The sequence below is a fragment of the Bacillus sp. GS3m_15504 genome, assembly GCF_055825275.1.
The window spans coordinates 137,232-153,895 of the sequence record NZ_JBVVNL010000003.1; the positions used below are offsets into that span (position 1 = coordinate 137,232).

Consider the following 16,664-nt stretch of genomic DNA (forward strand, 5'->3'; position numbering starts at 1 on the left):
ATTATACACATTTCCGTTATAATGAGAATCGATATCATTAAAATGCAGGGGGTGCTACTTATGTCACAAGAAGCATTTGAAAATAAATTATATGCCAATTTAGAAGCTGTTATTGACCCTGAACTAGGTGTTGATATTGTTAATCTTGGATTAGTTTATGACGTTACAGCAGATGAAAATAATAATGCTGTCATTACGATGACGATGACTTCTATCGGTTGTCCAATGGCTGGGCAAATTGTATCAGATGTAAAAAAAGTATTATCAACGAACGTACCTGAAGTCAATGAAATAGAAGTAAATGTCGTTTGGAATCCACCATGGTCTAAAGAACGCATGTCACGTATGGCGAAAATTGCATTAGGTATTCGCGACTAAATACAGAAAGACCTGACATCCTAGTCAGGTCTTTTTCTCTTATTATTTTACGCCTACTGCATCATAAGCTTTCGTTACAGCTTGTACAGCTTTAGAATCTTTACCATATAAATCTTCAGCTGACTGAAGTGCCGCTTGACGCATCATCTTAAAGTCAGAGTTTGCAGTTAAATACTTCGTAAGAGCACGGTAATAAATTTTCTCTGTCGCTTCACGTCCTACTCCAGTTACTTTCACACCGTAATGCTCTCCGCCATCAGATACTAAATAGGCAGCTTTATTGTTAATACTACTGTTAATATGAACGCCACCGTTATCAGCTGTTCCAGTGTAGCGTTTATTGTAATGATCTGGGTAGCCTTCACCTGGTTTTAATGGATTTGGAATAGACGCTGGATCTTTCAGAGAACGAAGTGCATCACCAGGTTTTCCAGGTGTATAAATGTCAGCACCTAAATCCCAGCTCTTCTTCTCAACCATGACACCCATAATATCAGATAACGATTCATTTAACGCACCTGACTCATTTTTATAAACAAGATTTGCTGTATGTTCCGTTACAGCATGCGTTAATTCGTGACCGATAACATCTAACCCAGCAGATAATGGAATAAATGTCGTACCATCACCATCACCATACATCATTTGCACACCATTCCAAGCTGCGTTATTCCAGTTTTCACCTACGTGAACAGAGGAAATAAGTTTCGCACCTTTATCATCGAACGAGTTACGATTAAATGTCTTTTTGTAGTAATCATATACTTTTCCTGCATTTACATGCGCATCAACCGCTGCTTTGTCATCAAAGAATTTATTTTTACTTTCTACTTCTAGACCTGTATATCCAAACCATTGCGAGAATATGTTAAATAAATTTTCATCCATATTATCTGCATCAAATGTATGAACACCTTGTCCTCGTTTCCCGTCAAATAAGTTGAATGCTCCTGTTTTCTCATCTTGAGCAATTTCAAATGATTGTCTAGCTCCTAGTACTCCGTAACCAAATCCTGTAATGTGATCTACAGCATTATATTTCTCAATCACATTTCCATTCGTTGCATCAACAAAATAATGCCAATATCCTGGAGCTGGCTTTGAAATCGATGCTTTCACTAAATATGCAAGATAGTAATTTCCATCTTTTTCATAAACAAATAAATCTTTTTTCACACCATCATAATTCTTTACTTTACCCACTGCTTTTTCAATATCTGCTTTTGCAATCGTTTCTGCTTGTTCCGCACTAATGCTTGCAAACTCAGGAATATTTTTATCCTCTAAATTCGGAATAACTTGTCCGAAGAATGCTTTTACATTATTTTCTTTATCTATTGTAACAGTTTGGTCTGAACCATATACAGGAATGTTATTATGTTTCTCAACTAGCTTCACGTGTGTTGTGCCAGATTCAGCATCTTTTTCTTCCCCAACGACATTGAAATGTTTATCAATATTTCCTGCTAATTTAAACATGTCTTTCTTACTCTCTAAATATTGAAAGACTGTCTCTTTTTTATCTAGTCCTTCCGGTGCTTTCCATTCTTCACCTATGTATGCAGGCGTTTTAAATTCTTGATGATATTGAATTTTTTGTTCTTCCGCTTTCGTTGTCGTTGCTCCAAATGTTCCAAATCCCCCGGCGATAACAGTTAACGCTAATGCTGATGAAATGACTTGCTTTTTCACTATAACATTCCCCATTCCCTAAAGATTTTTGACACTTTTATACAATTCTTATTTTTTTAGCTAATACCTTTTTCCATAATTTGAGAAAGTTTTTTCTGACAATTCCACTCAAAAAAAGAGGACATCCTATTGGATGTCCTCTTTTTTTATAAACATTTTATTGCTTTTTCAATTCAATTGCTAAATAGTGTGATTGCTCTTTCGCTTCAATATGAATATCTTCTTCAATCGCTTCTGCTGCATCACGCATAACAAGTGTCTCACCATTGATTACACTACTTCCTTCAATTTGAACAAGATACAACTGACGACCTTCTTTCACAGGAAAATGAATTTCTTTTCCTGCTTCTAACGATAAAGAATATAAATTCGCATCTTGATGAATTTGAATTGGTGCCTCTCCTTCTAATGGAGATACCATATGGAACCATTCGTTTTCACGCTTACTCCAATCAAATTTAAACTCACCATAGTTTGGCTTATGATCCTCACGGTCTGGTAAAATCCAAATTTGTAATAAACGTAGTGTTTCATTTCCTAAATTATGCTCACTATGAAACACACCTGTGCCAGCACTCATATATTGAACATGTCCTCGCTCAATTGTTCCGCGGTTCCCCATGCTATCTTCATGTGTTAAAGCACCGTCTACAACGTACGAAATGATTTCCATATCGCGGTGTGGATGCATATCAAAACCAGTTTGCGGTGCTACTAGGTCATCATTAATAACACGTAATGCTCCAAAGCTCATGTTATTTGGATTATAATAATTCGCAAAGGAAAAATGAAAATGCGTATTTAACCAACCGTGATTTGCTCTTCCCATATTTTTATGATCAACTTTTCTAAACATATCCTTCACCTCATATTATCTCGAATTCAAGATTTATCCCAAAAATTTTTCTCACTGTAATTTTTTTAGTAATTGTAATAATTGATGTTGTTCTTCTACATTTAAATTTTGAAACTGTTCCGCTTGGAATCTTTCTTGAGGCGGAATGATTTCTTCATATAAAGCTCTTCCCTTTTCTGTTAACGAAATATATTTCGTAGTACCTTCTTGTTCACGACGAATCCAATCAAGCTGTTCCATTTTATTTAAAAGCTGCGTAATATTTCCTTTCGTAACAAATAGCTCATTTCCAAGCTCTTGCTGCGTTAAACGATCATGCCCTCCAACTTGAGCTAGTACATCAAACTGCGCGGCAGATACATTCCATTTCTTCAAATGCTGATTCGTCTCACGAATACTTTTATTATAAAAACGTGATAAACGAAACCATAATAGTAAACCTAGTCTATCTTCGGTTTTCATTCCATCACCTCGCTCGTTTTATATCATTAGTTTAGAACTAAACTTCATAAAAGTCAATTACTTATTTTTAGTAAGAAACAAAGAAAGCACAGCGCCATTTCTCCACTATGCTTTACATTAACTTTCTATTTTTATATTCATCTAATTTCCTCTCCGCGAACTTCCTCGCATCTTTCTCAATCCATCTTTCTTCGTAAGTTTCACTTCCGACATACAATATTTCACTCTTATGCTGCATCGCATGACGAAATTCATGTAGCAATGTTTTGAGCACTTGCTCATACTCTTCCCACATACAAACAAAAATTAATTGCTTTTCTTTATGATAAAAACCACCTATCGGGAATAGAAACTCTTCCTCCTCTTCCCCTAATGATCGAAGTACATGATTCGCATCACACGTATCACAAAAAATAACTGGCGTTTTACATATTTCAATAAGTGAAAACAAATCATCCCTAAGCCTTTTGACATCCCAAGGAAGCTCCGAATCCAACACATACCAATTCTCCACCTGTTGATATACATTTTGAAACTGGAGTTCCATTTCTCTTTATTCCCCTTTCCAAGCACCTTTTTCTATATGTATGCCACAATATGGTAAATATTAAACGTATTCTTTCATCCTTAAAAAAATGCCAATAAAAAAAGGGATCTATGTCGACATAGATCCCTTTTTCATACATATTTTGTACTTTGATTTTTAAAAATTTAGCTCTTCTTCATATCCCACTTAAAGATTTTATTTAACAATTTATATACATTCTTTGACTCTTTCGTCAAAAGTGGACCTAAGATCGATAGTATAAGCACGTATAATGCTGAGAATGGTTTCAGTACTGACATTAAACCACCCGCGATACCAATATTGGCCATAATGATGGAGAATTCTCCTCTTGAAACGATTGTTAATCCAATATTTGTTGATGCTTTATGAGATAATCCTGCTTGTCTCCCAGCAATCATCCCTGCTACAAAGTTTCCGATGATTGTAAGAAGGACAGCACCTAACGTTAACCATATTGCCCCTCCTAATGAAAACGGATCAATACTTAATCCGAAACTGAAGAAGAAAATAGCTCCGAAAAAGTCTCTAAATGGAACGACGAGATGTTCAATTCTGTCACTATGCTCTGTCTCAGAGAAAACTAACCCTAAAAGAAGTGCTCCAATTGCTTCGGCAACGTGAATTGTTTCTGAGAAGCCTGCAATAAAGAATAACGAAGCAAATACTACAATAATGAAAATTTCATCTGAACTAATATTAAGCAATTTATTTAATAACGGCGTCGCCTTTCTAGCTACAATAAAGAATAGAAGCATATATCCTAAAGCAATTCCAATTGAAGTAAGGGCACCTAAAAAGGAAGCATGATCCCCTAGAACTAAACCAGAAACAACTGATAAATATACAGCAAGGAATATATCTTCGAACATGATAATTCCTAAAATTAATTCGGTCTCATTATTACCAGTTCTTCTTAAGTCCACTAACACCTTTGCAACGATAGCGCTAGAAGAAATCGTAATAATACCCGCAATAATTAAAATTTCTAGTAAAGGGAATCCCATGATAAATCCGTATAATAACCCAAGTGAAAAGTTAATTAAAATATAGATTGTTCCACCAATCGCAATAGAACGTCCAGATTTAATTAGTTTTTTCATTGAAAACTCTAGTCCTAGATAGAACAGAAGAAACAGAACGCCAATCCGTCCAAGAAACGAAATTACATTTGCACTTTCAATAAATTTGAAATCGATCACACCTATTGTCGGCGCATGTGGCCCCACTAGCATCCCAAGAACAATTAGAAATGGAATGACTGAGAATTTAAACTTTCCAGCAATTACTGCTGCAATTGCAACTAAAACTAAAGCTGTACCAACTTCAAAAATTAACGTATCCATCTAGTCAGTCCCCCTATTCGAAAGTAACTCATTAATGATTTTTTTAATTTCTTCTCTCTCACCAGAAACTACAAGCATATCGCCTTCTTCAATTACCGCATCTGGTCCTGGATTAAATAGCTTTTTCATATTCTTCTTCATAACTGCAATGATCGTTACGCTATAGTTTTTTCTTATTTCAAGATCACCAATTGTTTTTCCGATTGCTGGCGCTGCATTCTCTACTTTAAACCACTCAATCGCTAAACCTTCAAAGACTATTTCAACATTTTCTAATGCTCTAGGTTTATACACCATTCCACCTAATATTGCTGCAATTTGTCTTGCCTCTGAGTCGCGTAATGAAATACTTGAGATACTTTCTTCATGGTCTGAATCAAAATGATACATTTCTCTACGCCCGTCATCATGAATGACAATTACCATCTTTTCGTTACCTTTCGTAACGATTTGAAATTTGTAACCAATACCCGGAAGTTCACTTTCTCTAATCTTCATATTTAGCTCCTCCACAACATTTTTTATTCGAATTTTCTGTTTCTCTGTCTTTTATTCATCCAATCATTTTAGAAATTCTAACCATTCAGGATACCTGTGATTTGGAAATCTTTTATTGTAATAATAAGTGGCTCCTAAAAAGATACTAAAAGATGTAATGATAAAACATATATTACTTCTCATTTTCAAACTCTCAAGGCTTACTTTCCATAAAGATTCTTCTTTCAAATCATCCCCTCTTTCTCGCTTTACATTTAGTTTTTTAAAATGTAAATAATTCTAAAAATATTATTATGTAACATAATCATAACATAAAATAGATTTAAGTAACATGATTTTTTAGAAAAATTGATTCTCGTATATTTTTTGCATATAATTTTCTTATTACGGAAAAAAGGAAGTGTATTATATGGTTGATATCTTTAGCAGATTCCTTGAGGTAACGAATAATATTTTATGGTCATATATTCTTATTGCAATGCTAATCGGCTTCGGTCTTTATTTCTCTTTTAAATTGAAGTTTGTCCAAATTACTCATTTCGGTGAGATGGTCGGTTTAATTAGCAAAGGATTTAATCGAAAAGAAAAAAAGAAAGATAGCATCTCCCCGTTCCAAGCATTTTGCTTAAGTGCAGCTGCACGTATCGGTATCGGAAACTTAGCTGGTGTAGCTTTAGCTATTTCAATGGGCGGACCTGGCGCAGTATTTTGGATGTGGTTTATCGCTATCCTTGGAGCAGCTACTAGTTTCGTAGAATGTACGCTCGCGCAAATTTATAAAGTAAAAGATGGAAGCAGATTCCGTGGTGGCCCAGCATATTATATGGAAAAAGGATTAAACAAACGCTGGATGGGTGTTTGGTTCTCACTTCTTATTACAGTTGCGTACGGATTAATTTTCAACTCTGTACAAGCAAACACAGTAACAATAGCATTTGAAAATGCTTTTGGACTAGAGCGAACGATCGTAGGAGCTCTATTAGCTTTATTAGTTGCAGTTATTATTTTTGGTGGTATTAAGAGCATTTCACGTATTACGGAAATGATTGTTCCTCCAATGGCAATCATTTATATTGGTGTGGCTATTTTTGTTGTTATTAACAACTTTACTATGTTACCAAGCATTTTTATGGAAATATTTAATGGTGCATTCGGTTTAGACCAAGCCATCGCTGGTGGTATTGGAGCAGCAATCAAGTTCGGAATTCAGCGCGGTTTATTCGCGACAGAAGCAGGTATGGGTAGCTCTCCTAACGCAGCCGCAACATCAGATGTATCTCACCCTGTCAAACAAGGACTTGTTCAAGCATTAGGTGTTTTCGTAGACACGTTCTTAGTATGTACATCAACAGCATTTATCGTATTATGCTCTGGACTTTACAAAGGAACAAATTTACAAGGTATTGAATTAACACAAAGTGCATTAAGTTCACAAATCGGACCATGGGCAAGCACTTTCTTAGCGATTATTATTTTCCTATTCGCGTTCAGTTCCTTACTAGGAAACTACTATTATGGTGAAACAAACATCGCATTCATTAAAGAAAGCAAAACTTGGTTAATGATTTATCGCGTTGCCGTTGTCGGAATGGTATTCTTCGGATCAATCGCTGCTCTTCAAACTGTTTGGAGCTTAGCTGATTTATTCATGGGACTAATGGTATTCACAAACTTAATTGCCATCTCATTCCTAAGTAAGTTCGCCTACGCAGCATTAGTAGACTATATGAAGCAAAAGAAACAAGGAAAAGATCCTGTTTTCGTTGCAAGCTCTATCCCTGGCCTACAAAATACAGAGTGCTGGGATGGACAGGATGTAGAAGAAAATAAAAAAGCTGTATAACAACTAAACGCTGAAGCGGCTCGTTCAGAACAAGAACTATATATCAAACAAAATCCCTATTACTCTACAGTAATAGGGATTTTTATTTACACAGTTCATAATTTGTTCAAATTAATTCCAGCAAAAGGGTTGATTTATATGAATTACTAGATTATAATAATTATAAATTAGTAATTGATATCACATAACAACTCAAAAGGAGATTGATCATAATGAACAAACAAGTAATCGAAGTATTAAACAAACAAGTAGCAGACTGGAGCGTTTTATTCACAAAACTACACAACTTCCATTGGTACGTAAAAGGACCTCAATTCTTCACATTACATGAGAAATTCGAAGAACTTTACACAGAATCAGCTACTCACATCGATGAAATTGCAGAACGTATTTTAGCAATTGGTGGTAAACCAGTAGCAACAATGAAAGAATACCTAGAAATATCTTCTATTCAAGAAGCAGCATACGGAGAAACTGCAGAAGGGATGGTCGAAGCAATCATGAAAGACTACGAAATGATGCTAGTCGAACTGAAAAAAGGCATGGAAATCGCTCAAAACTCTGACGACGAAATGACATCTGACCTACTACTAGGCATCTACACAGAACTAGAAAAACACGCTTGGATGCTACGCGCGTTCTTGAATCAATAATAATTAAAAGCGAAAGCGGCTTGCTCAGAATCGCAGGACATTGGAGCTCTCGACCTTGAAGCGCTTTTTGCTTCGAGCGAGAGAGCGAAATGACCGGAGATTCTAGCCGCTGGAGCTGGATATTATTTTAAAGCGGAAGCGGCTCATTCAGAGTCGCTTTTTTCTATGAAATGATCGCGCGTTCTGGTACATGAAATTTATATCAACGATTTTTCAAATATATCGACGATAACTCACAATATATCAACGATTTTTTCATTATATCGACGATTCGACACAGGATATCGACTTACCGACAAATCACGACAATATTAGCATCTCCCATCCCCCACTTTCATCAATATATTACAATCTCTTTTATGTTAAAATATAGGTAACACCCTTTAGTAAAATAGATCCAAAAAAGCTTTTCCATATTCATCATTTACTACTTAAATGGCGGGAGTGGTTCAGTTGAAAGACTACTTAATTAGAGCATTTTTTGCGTTAATAACAGTTGGGATTGTCTTACTTATAGCTAATATTTTCAATATACGTATCGAGGTTAAAGACTATGCTTTCCTCATTGTCTTAGCAATTGGTGGCGGCTGGGGTGGCTGGTACTTGTATAAAAAACAAAGTAATCAAAATGATAAAGGCATTCCAAAATAATACGGAATGCCTTCCTTATTGTTTCCGTCTATAGTAAATAATTAAATTCAAACCACTAATACAACCAATCGCAATAAACATACAAAACGATTGTGCATCTCCACCTAAATTATACTCATCAACAATAAACCCAGACATAAACAACGTGATCGCGGAAACACCGATACATAGTATCGAAATAAACCAAAGCGAAAACGCATTAATAAGCTCTTTCTTCTGTGTTGAAACAATTAGCATAACAAGAATAGATGCTGCTAAAATACATTTAAAAACCGGCCTTAAAAATACGAATTCTTCCATCTATTTCTCCTTTTCCAAAAACATTACACCTTAACATTAACATATTTAACCAAATTAAAAACACATGCCTTTTCAAGATAAAATGACATGTGTTTCCAAAAATCTCTATAAAATTGTATTATGATAGTTGCTTCCACTTCGTTCCTAAAACAGGACGCTCGTAATTTTGTATCTTATGAATGAGTGCATCTGCCGTTTCAGCGGCAACGATTAACTCTTTATTCGATGGATTCATGAATCCTTCTTCTGCTGCACGTTCAACCATTTGCAGAATTGGTCCGTAGAAATCTTTTATGTTCAATAAACCAACTGGCTTATTATGTATACCAATTTGTGACCAACATACTGCTTCAAATAGCTCTTCAAACGTTCCATATCCGCCTGGCAGTGCAATAAAAGCATCCGCAAGCTCTGCCATTTTCGCTTTACGTTCATGCATCGTTTCTACTTCAATTAATTCTGTTAATCCTGTATGAACGATTTCTCCTCGGAATAGACCGCGCGGCATAACACCTGTTACACGGCCACCTAAGCGAAGAACTTCGTTTGCTACTTCTCCCATTAATCCGACGCAAGAACCACCGTATACAAGCTCATAATCATTCTCAACAAACATTTTTCCTAACGCTATTGCCTGCTCTTTGAACTCTGGTCTCTCCCCTAAATTGGAACCTGCAAACACACAAATCTTTCTCATCCTTACACCCCAAAACTATATATTGTTATGATACAATGAACATTGTACAACATATTGAGGGGATGAGAAAGAAATGGATATCGTCGCATTTCAAAGATGGGTAGAGGAATTTTACGAAAAACGAAGCTGGTCACAGTATAATGCTTTTATTCGGTTAAATTTCTTAACAGAGGAAGTTGGGGAAGTTTCACGCGTTGTTCGCGCAATCGAAATCGGTCGGGATCGTCCTGATGAAGACGCGAAAACAGAAGAAGAGCTAAAACAAGAACTAAAGGAAGAACTTGGTGATGTACTATCTAACCTTATTATTCTTTCACAAAAATATGATTTAGACCTGCAAGACATTATGGACGCACACGTCACAAAGCTTTCGAAAAGGTTCGAGACATCCAAATGAGAATATTATCAATTATGGTATAATATTCTTGTCACAATACTAAGGGGGATTTTATGTTATCTAAAAAATTGCACGACGCACTAAACGATCAAATGAACTTTGAGTTTTACTCTGCCCACGCTTATATGGCAATGGCTGCTTACTGTACAGCGGAGAGCTATGATGGATTCGCTAACTTTTTCCTTGTACAAGCTGAAGAAGAGCGTTTCCACGCAATGAAGCTTTACAACTATATTAATGACCGCGGTGAGCGTGCTATTATTACTGGATTTGATAATCCGAATAATGAATATGAATCTGTACTGAACGCTTTTGAAGTAGCACTTGAGCACGAGCGTGAAGTAACAAAACGTATTTACAACCTATCTGATATCGCTTGGGATGAGCGTGAACACGCAACAATTACATTCTTAAAATGGTTTGTTGATGAGCAAGTAGAAGAAGAAGCTTCATTCGATAGCATCATCCAAAAATTAAAGCGTATTACAAGCGATTCAAACGCATTATTTATGCTAGATGCTGAATTAGAGAAACGTACATTTACGCCTCCAGCTGAGTAGTATTTCAATCACCTTAATGAATGTATTAAGGTGATTTTTTTATTTCTTCTCTCAGCTCAATAACCTTAGCCAAATCCTTCTTATAAAACTTTGAAACCTTTTCAACAAAGTCACTGCTAGTAAAAGTTCCATCCCCCTTCTTCTACTATGCTTAAATATCCATGTATGAATTTCAAAAAGGTTCTAGCATCTTCTCCGGTTAATTGATCAATGTTCTCTATAATCTCATCAAACTTCCTTAAACTATCCGCTTCTTTCAACTTCATTCTCCCTCCCTGTATTATTTATCATACCAAAATAAAAAAGCCGTTCATCTCCTAAATAAGAGACAAACGACTTCTTTACCATTTTATTAAAGCATAACCCCAACGATAACCGCTGATAATATACTTACTAACGTTGCACCGTATACAAGTTTTAAACCGAATGATGATACAACGTTTGCTTGTTTGCCATCGATACTCTTCGTTGCACCTGCGATAATCCCGATAGATGAGAAGTTCGCAAATGATACAAGGAAGATAGATAAAATACCTACTGTACGAGCTGATAAATCACCAGCTACTTTACCAAGGTCAAGCATTGCAACGAATTCGTTCGTTACTAATTTCGTTGCCATAATTTGTCCTGCTGTTAGCATCTCTGATGTTGGGATACCCATTACGAATGCTAATGGTGAGAAAATGTACCCTAAAATGCTTTGGAATGTGATTCCGAAAATTGAATCGAATACACCGTTAATTGCTGTAATTAATGCTACGAAACCGATTAACATCGCCGCTACTGTTACAGCGATAGAGAAACCAAGCATAATATATTCGCCTAACATTTCAAAGAATGTTTGTTTTTTATCTTCTTGTAATTCTAAAATGTCGTCTTCTTCTTTTACGTCATATGGATTAATAATATGAACGATAATAAATCCACTGAATAAGTTTAGTACAAGTGCTGTTACTACATATTTTGGATCAATCATTTTCATATAAGAACCGACGATTGACATCGATACTGTTGACATTGAAGATGCACAAAGTGTGTATAAACGATTTTTCGGTAATTTGCTTAGTTGATCTTTTACTGTAATGAATACTTCCCCTTGACCAACAATCGCAGCTGCTACCGCATTATATGATTCTAGTTTTCCTAAACCGTTAACTTTGCTTAATAGGAAACCGACTGCACGAATGATAATCGGTAAAATTTTAATATGTTGTAAGATCCCAATTAGTACTGCTAAGAAAATAATTGGTAATAATACTGTTAAGAAGAATGGTGCTTGTCCATCATTTGCTAGACCACCAAATACGAAATTAACCCCTGCTTCCGCAAATTTTAAAATAGCGCCAAAGCCATCTGCAATCCCTTTTACTAATACAAATCCGACCTTTGTATTTAGTAAGAAATACGCAAGTACCAATTGAATGACAAGCATAAGTGCAATTGGTTTATATTTAATTTTCTTGCGATCTGAACTGATAAGGAACCCTAGTACAAATACTACAAGTAAACCGACTAGAAACATTACGATTTTCATATGTGAATCCTCCACTTCTCCCACGAATTATTGGTCGTATAACGTATAACGAATGACGTCTGACCATTGATGTTAAAAAAATTTAAAACCCCTAAATACTATTCAACTGTCATCTAAAATCAGTAAGCGTTTACATAAATTGCAATTTATAAAAGGTAGTCTCTTCTCTCCTACCATACTTGAAAGTCTGAAATTGATACCACCTACAAATCAAATTGTAAGCGTTATCTAATAGAAATGCAATATAAATTTAAAAAGATTTTTATATGTTAATATATTCCTAATTAATTGGTTTTTTCATGAAAATTTACCATAAAAAATAGCCCTAGCTATGAGCTAGGGCCATCTTTTTCTATAACATAACACCAACGATGATTGCTGATAGAATGCTTACTAATGTCGCACCGTACACAAGGCGTAGACCGAATGATGATACAACATTTGATTGATTTTCATCGATACCTTTCGTTGCACCTGCGATAATTCCGATAGATGAGAAGTTCGCAAATGATACAAGGAATACAGAAAGAATACCAACTGTACGAGCTGATAAATCACCAGCTACTTTTCCAAGATCAAGCATCGCAACAAATTCGTTTGATACTAATTTCGTTGCCATAATTTGTCCCGCTGTTACCATCTCTGCTTGCGGGATACCCATCACGAATGCTAATGGTGAGAAAATGTATCCTAAAATAGCTTGGAATGTAATACCGAACATGGAATCAAACAAGCTATTGATTGCTGTAATCAATGCTACGAAACCAAGTAACATCGCTGCTACTGTTATCGCGATTGTGAAACCAAGCATAATATATTCACTTAACATTTCAAAGAATGACTGTTTTTTCTTATTTTCTAATTTCAGTGTATCTTCTTCTTCTGTAATATCGTACGGGTTAATAATATGAATAATAATGAAACCACTAAATAAATTTAATACAAGTGCTGTTACTACATATTTTGGTTCGATCATTTTCATGTAAGAACCGACGATTGACATCGATACTGTCGACATGGAAGATGCACATAATGTATATAAACGGTGTTTTGGGATTTTACTTAATTGATCTTTTACTGTAATAAATACTTCCGCTTGCCCAACAATAGCAGCTGCTACTGCGTTATATGATTCTAGTTTTCCTAGACCATTTACTTTACTTAACAACGTACCAATAGCACGAATAAATATCGGTAAAATTTTAAAGTGTTGCAGAATTCCAATTAAAACGGCAAAGAATACGATTGGTAATAACGCTGTTAAGAAGAATGAAACCTCTCCTTTATTAACAAGACCACCAAATACGAAAACGATTCCAGCTTCCGCATATCCAAGAAGTGCGCCAAATCCATCTGAAATTCCTTTTACTAAAATATAACCAACTTGTGTATTTAATAAGAAATACGTTAACGCCAGCTGAATAACAAGCATAATTGCGATTGGTTTATACTTAATCTTCTTTCGATCGGCACTTATAAGAAAACCGAGTACAAATACAACGAGTAATCCTACAAGAAACATAACAAACTTCATTAATAAAATCCTCCATTTAACTCTTCATTAACGTTGAACGTCTGACCACTCAAAACGAGAAATAATCCGAACTTTCCATTTCTCCTTCAAAACTTTCAATCGGATAGGAAAAATCATAAAACCTCTTGTTTCAAAGGCATTTTCCATTCTAACATAAATCACATCTCATATCCGCACTTTTCTTAAAAAAATTACATTTTATTATGAAACATCCATTAATGTTCGTCTTTTGCTTCTAACAAATAACTGGATAAAACAAAAAAATGAGCATCAAGTTTCACTTGATGCTCACCTCATTATATCGCTTTTTCTTTCTCTGCTACTTGCTCTTCCCAGCACTCTGTATTTTTCAGACCTGGAATAGAATTTGCATAGAAGACTGGATCTTTTCCTTGTTTCTTTTGCTTTACATAATCTGATAATGCCGCAAAAGCGTACTTAGAAAGGAATACGATTGCCACTAAGTTAATAACAGCCATAATTCCCATGAATAAATCTGCTAAATCCCAAACGATTTGAATTGTTGCTACAGAACCTAACATAACCATACCAAGTACAGCAATGCGGTATGCATTTAATAGTACTTTACTTCCATTTAAGAACTCGATATTTGTTTCACCATAGTAGTAGTTACCTACTAATGAACTGAATGCAAACAAGAAGATTGCCACTGCTACAAATATAGAAGCCCATGGACCGATATGTTGACTTAACGCCTGCTGCGTTAATTGAATGCCATTTAAATCAGCTGCATTATGCACATCTGATAAAAGAATGATAAATGCTGTACAACTACAAATTAATAATGTATCTGTAAATACCCCTAAAGTTTGAATGAAACCTTGTTTAACTGGGTGCGTTACGTTTGCAGTCGCAGCCGCGTTCGGCGCACTACCCATACCAGCTTCATTTGAGAATAATCCACGTTTTACCCCTAGTAAAATCGCAGCTCCTAATCCTCCGCCTACTACCTCTTTAATTCCGAAAGCATGTAAGAAAATTTCTTTAAATACATATGGAATTGCCGTAATGTTTGTTACAACAACGAATAATGCCACTGCTACATAAATAATTGCCATTACTGGAACGATCATTTCAACCGCGCGAGCAATTCGTTTTACTCCGCCGAAAATAATAACTGCAAGTAGACCAGCCATTACAAGACCTACTAATCTACTATCTGTTTTGAATGCCCCATCAAAAGCAGCTGCTACAGTATTAGATTGTACAGCGTTAAAAATTAATCCGAAACTTACTGTTATTAATACAGAGAAAATAGCTCCAAGCCAACGTTTATTTAAACCCTTTTCCATATAATACGCTGGGCCACCACGGAACGTATTCCCATCTTTTACTTTATAAATTTGCGCTAATGTGCTCTCTACAAATGCAGAAGCACCCCCAATTACCGCGATTAACCACATCCAAAATACTGCGCCTGGTCCACCTGCTGAGATTGCGATAGCTACACCAGCTAAGTTACCAGTACCTACACGAGAAGCTGTACTCATACAAAATGCTTGGAATGACGATACACCGCTCTTCTCTTTTTGCGCCTTCCTCGTTTTCGAGCTTGCCCCATCCCCAAGCAATCGAATCATTTCACCGAAGTAACGAACTTGGACAAATTTCACACGAAACGAAAAGTAAAGTCCTAACCCAATTAACATCGCAATAATGATATATGACCAAAGGACATTATTTATATCCCCAATTACCTTAGCTAAAAAATCCATAATTGCATTGCCCCCTCTTCCTAACAATAAGAAAATTATATTCTAAAAACTTTAAACAATCAACAATTTTCGACAAAAAAATGTTAGGTTTTCTAACATGTAATTGTTACCAAACATAACATCATTATTTTAGAAAAATGAACAAACTAAATTCAACCTTATTTCATTAAACCATTTGACAAACACACCTATCTGTAACTATAATGATTACATCTAGTTGTAACAAACATAATTACAACACATTCATTCACTTTCAGATATACACGTTAACAAAACACTTTGGAGGGATTTATTATGAAAATCGGAATTATTGGAGCAACTGGTAAAGCAGGAAGTCGTATTTTAAAAGAAGCATTAGATCGCGGACATGAAGTAACTGCAATCGTAAGAAATGCTGCAAAAATTACAGAAGAAAACGTAAAGGTTTTAGAGAAAGACGTATTCGCTCTTACATCTAACGACTTACAAGCATTCGACGTAGTTGTAAATGCATTTGGTGCTCCAGCAGGACAAGAACACCTTCACGTAGATGCAGGAAACGTACTTATTGAAGCGATGAAAGGTGCACCTAACACAAAATTACTTGTAGTCGGCGGCGCTGGAAGCTTATTTGTAGACGAAGAGAAAACAACACGTGTATTTGAGACACCAGGTTTCCCAGGCGAATACCTTGCAACAGCTCAAAACCAAGGTAAAAACTTAGAAATCTTGCAACAAACAAACGATATTACTTGGACATTCATCAGCCCTTCTGCACTATTTGCATTAGGAAAACGTACTGGTTCTTATACAGCTGGCAAAGACAACCTGCTTGTTAACTCAAAAGGTGATAGCTACGTAAGTTACGAAGACTTCGCAGTTGCGGCACTTGATGAAATCGAAAATCCAAAACACGTAAACGAACGCTTCACAGTTGTTTCTGAAGCTGAATAATAAAAAACGCGCATAGATATTGTATCTAT

General features: G+C 35.7%; 18 protein-coding genes and 1 pseudogene. 7 read left to right on the forward strand and 12 right to left on the reverse strand.

The features are described 5' to 3' along the window. The first annotated feature begins 60 nt into the window (after positions 1-60). Positions 61-378 carry a metal-sulfur cluster assembly factor gene (locus AC0L0O_RS22740; protein ID WP_000076427.1) on the forward strand — a complete coding sequence of 106 codons (318 nt, stop codon included), beginning with the start codon at positions 61-63 and terminating at the stop codon, positions 376-378. Positions 379-420: 42 nt separating this feature from the next. On the opposite strand, the gene nprB is transcribed toward AC0L0O_RS22740, so the two are convergent. The 6 genes from nprB to AC0L0O_RS22770 all read right to left on the reverse strand — a co-directional run bounded on the left by nprB (position 421) and on the right by AC0L0O_RS22770 (position 5,797). After that, positions 421-2,070, reverse strand: coding sequence for a neutral protease NprB (nprB, locus tag AC0L0O_RS22745; RefSeq protein WP_473786141.1), 1,650 nt, complete (start codon positions 2,068-2,070; stop codon positions 421-423). A gap of 157 nt (positions 2,071-2,227) precedes the next feature. Beyond that, the gene (locus AC0L0O_RS22750; protein WP_000488958.1) at positions 2,228-2,926 is read right to left on the reverse strand and encodes a pirin family protein; all 699 of its coding nucleotides are present in this window, start codon (positions 2,924-2,926) and stop codon (positions 2,228-2,230) included. A gap of 51 nt (positions 2,927-2,977) precedes the next feature. Continuing rightward, complete coding sequence (locus AC0L0O_RS22755; RefSeq protein WP_473786142.1) at positions 2,978-3,388, reverse strand: MarR family winged helix-turn-helix transcriptional regulator; 411 nt, start codon at positions 3,386-3,388, stop codon at positions 2,978-2,980. Between the two features lie 112 nt (positions 3,389-3,500). Then, positions 3,501-3,935, reverse strand: coding sequence for a DUF3920 family protein (locus tag AC0L0O_RS22760; protein WP_000422819.1), 435 nt, complete (start codon positions 3,933-3,935; stop codon positions 3,501-3,503). Between the two features lie 164 nt (positions 3,936-4,099). Further along, the gene (locus AC0L0O_RS22765) at positions 4,100-5,299 is read right to left on the reverse strand and encodes a cation:proton antiporter (RefSeq protein ID WP_000380209.1); all 1,200 of its coding nucleotides are present in this window, start codon (positions 5,297-5,299) and stop codon (positions 4,100-4,102) included. Then, positions 5,300-5,797, reverse strand: a complete 498-nt coding sequence (locus AC0L0O_RS22770) for a cation:proton antiporter regulatory subunit (RefSeq protein WP_473786143.1) — start codon at positions 5,795-5,797, stop codon at positions 5,300-5,302. Between the two features lie 409 nt (positions 5,798-6,206). On the opposite strand from AC0L0O_RS22770, the gene AC0L0O_RS22775 reads away from it, so the two are divergent. The 3 genes from AC0L0O_RS22775 (at position 6,207) to AC0L0O_RS22785 (ending at position 8,944) form a co-directional block, all read left to right on the forward strand. After that, on the forward strand, positions 6,207-7,640 hold the full coding sequence (locus AC0L0O_RS22775; RefSeq protein ID WP_000227572.1) for an alanine/glycine:cation symporter family protein: 1,434 nt from the start codon (positions 6,207-6,209) through the stop codon (positions 7,638-7,640). Between the two features lie 212 nt (positions 7,641-7,852). Beyond that, on the forward strand, positions 7,853-8,293 hold the full coding sequence (locus AC0L0O_RS22780; protein WP_001041890.1) for a Dps family protein: 441 nt from the start codon (positions 7,853-7,855) through the stop codon (positions 8,291-8,293). A 453-nt stretch (positions 8,294-8,746) separates the two neighbouring features. After that, the gene (locus tag AC0L0O_RS22785; RefSeq protein WP_000656318.1) at positions 8,747-8,944 is read left to right on the forward strand and encodes a hypothetical protein; all 198 of its coding nucleotides are present in this window, start codon (positions 8,747-8,749) and stop codon (positions 8,942-8,944) included. A 15-nt stretch (positions 8,945-8,959) separates the two neighbouring features. Here AC0L0O_RS22785 and AC0L0O_RS22790 read toward each other — a convergent pair whose 3' ends face one another. Both AC0L0O_RS22790 and AC0L0O_RS22795 read right to left on the reverse strand, forming a co-directional pair. Further along, the gene (locus AC0L0O_RS22790; RefSeq protein ID WP_000390891.1) at positions 8,960-9,244 is read right to left on the reverse strand and encodes a hypothetical protein; all 285 of its coding nucleotides are present in this window, start codon (positions 9,242-9,244) and stop codon (positions 8,960-8,962) included. Positions 9,245-9,362: 118 nt separating this feature from the next. Beyond that, positions 9,363-9,941, reverse strand: a complete 579-nt coding sequence (locus AC0L0O_RS22795) for an LOG family protein (protein WP_001225721.1) — start codon at positions 9,939-9,941, stop codon at positions 9,363-9,365. 73 nt (positions 9,942-10,014) lie between these two features. Between AC0L0O_RS22795 and AC0L0O_RS22800 the strand changes: the two genes are divergently transcribed. Both AC0L0O_RS22800 and AC0L0O_RS22805 read left to right on the forward strand, forming a co-directional pair. Further along, a complete protein-coding gene (locus AC0L0O_RS22800; RefSeq protein WP_000355748.1) occupies positions 10,015-10,338 on the forward strand; it encodes a MazG nucleotide pyrophosphohydrolase domain-containing protein in 324 nt (107 codons plus the stop codon). Positions 10,339-10,391: 53 nt separating this feature from the next. Beyond that, positions 10,392-10,898, forward strand: coding sequence for a ferritin (locus tag AC0L0O_RS22805; protein ID WP_000949392.1), 507 nt, complete (start codon positions 10,392-10,394; stop codon positions 10,896-10,898). 25 nt (positions 10,899-10,923) lie between these two features. Here AC0L0O_RS22805 and AC0L0O_RS22810 read toward each other — a convergent pair. The 4 genes and pseudogenes from AC0L0O_RS22810 to AC0L0O_RS22825 form a co-directional block, all read right to left on the reverse strand. After that, positions 10,924-11,158: pseudogene (locus AC0L0O_RS22810) on the reverse strand (hypothetical protein). A 92-nt stretch (positions 11,159-11,250) separates the two neighbouring features. Continuing rightward, positions 11,251-12,432 (reverse strand): NupC/NupG family nucleoside CNT transporter, encoded by a 1,182-nt coding sequence (locus AC0L0O_RS22815; protein ID WP_000706846.1) that lies wholly within the window; start codon positions 12,430-12,432, stop codon positions 11,251-11,253. Positions 12,433-12,784: 352 nt separating this feature from the next. Next, complete coding sequence (locus tag AC0L0O_RS22820) at positions 12,785-13,966, reverse strand: NupC/NupG family nucleoside CNT transporter (RefSeq protein ID WP_000673854.1); 1,182 nt, start codon at positions 13,964-13,966, stop codon at positions 12,785-12,787. Between the two features lie 296 nt (positions 13,967-14,262). Next, positions 14,263-15,702 carry an alanine/glycine:cation symporter family protein gene (locus tag AC0L0O_RS22825; protein WP_000346384.1) on the reverse strand — a complete coding sequence of 480 codons (1,440 nt, stop codon included), beginning with the start codon at positions 15,700-15,702 and terminating at the stop codon, positions 14,263-14,265. Between the two features lie 294 nt (positions 15,703-15,996). On the opposite strand from AC0L0O_RS22825, the gene AC0L0O_RS22830 reads away from it, so the two are divergent. Next, entirely contained in the window at positions 15,997-16,635 is a 639-nt protein-coding gene (locus AC0L0O_RS22830; RefSeq protein ID WP_000689887.1) for an NAD(P)-dependent oxidoreductase, read from the forward strand. Positions 16,636-16,664 lie beyond the last annotated feature (29 nt).

What these genes read in the sequence shown, in the direction of transcription:
- AC0L0O_RS22740 (WP_000076427.1), top strand. Translation starts at nt 61, where the DNA reads ATGTCACAAGAAGCATTTGAAAATAAATTATATGCCAATTTAGAAGCT.
- AC0L0O_RS22750 (WP_000488958.1), bottom strand. Translation starts at nt 2,926, where the DNA reads ATGTTTAGAAAAGTTGATCATAAAAATATGGGAAGAGCAAATCACGGT.
- AC0L0O_RS22755 (WP_473786142.1), bottom strand. Translation starts at nt 3,388, where the DNA reads ATGAAAACCGAAGATAGACTAGGTTTACTATTATGGTTTCGTTTATCA.
- AC0L0O_RS22760 (WP_000422819.1), bottom strand. Translation starts at nt 3,935, where the DNA reads ATGGAACTCCAGTTTCAAAATGTATATCAACAGGTGGAGAATTGGTAT.
- AC0L0O_RS22765 (WP_000380209.1), bottom strand. Translation starts at nt 5,299, where the DNA reads ATGGATACGTTAATTTTTGAAGTTGGTACAGCTTTAGTTTTAGTTGCA.
- AC0L0O_RS22770 (WP_473786143.1), bottom strand. Translation starts at nt 5,797, where the DNA reads ATGAAGATTAGAGAAAGTGAACTTCCGGGTATTGGTTACAAATTTCAA.
- AC0L0O_RS22775 (WP_000227572.1), top strand. Translation starts at nt 6,207, where the DNA reads ATGGTTGATATCTTTAGCAGATTCCTTGAGGTAACGAATAATATTTTA.
- AC0L0O_RS22780 (WP_001041890.1), top strand. Translation starts at nt 7,853, where the DNA reads ATGAACAAACAAGTAATCGAAGTATTAAACAAACAAGTAGCAGACTGG.
- AC0L0O_RS22790 (WP_000390891.1), bottom strand. Translation starts at nt 9,244, where the DNA reads ATGGAAGAATTCGTATTTTTAAGGCCGGTTTTTAAATGTATTTTAGCA.
- AC0L0O_RS22795 (WP_001225721.1), bottom strand. Translation starts at nt 9,941, where the DNA reads ATGAGAAAGATTTGTGTGTTTGCAGGTTCCAATTTAGGGGAGAGACCA.
- AC0L0O_RS22800 (WP_000355748.1), top strand. Translation starts at nt 10,015, where the DNA reads ATGGATATCGTCGCATTTCAAAGATGGGTAGAGGAATTTTACGAAAAA.
- AC0L0O_RS22805 (WP_000949392.1), top strand. Translation starts at nt 10,392, where the DNA reads ATGTTATCTAAAAAATTGCACGACGCACTAAACGATCAAATGAACTTT.
- AC0L0O_RS22815 (WP_000706846.1), bottom strand. Translation starts at nt 12,432, where the DNA reads ATGAAAATCGTAATGTTTCTAGTCGGTTTACTTGTAGTATTTGTACTA.
- AC0L0O_RS22820 (WP_000673854.1), bottom strand. Translation starts at nt 13,966, where the DNA reads ATGAAGTTTGTTATGTTTCTTGTAGGATTACTCGTTGTATTTGTACTC.
- AC0L0O_RS22825 (WP_000346384.1), bottom strand. Translation starts at nt 15,702, where the DNA reads ATGGATTTTTTAGCTAAGGTAATTGGGGATATAAATAATGTCCTTTGG.
- AC0L0O_RS22830 (WP_000689887.1), top strand. Translation starts at nt 15,997, where the DNA reads ATGAAAATCGGAATTATTGGAGCAACTGGTAAAGCAGGAAGTCGTATT.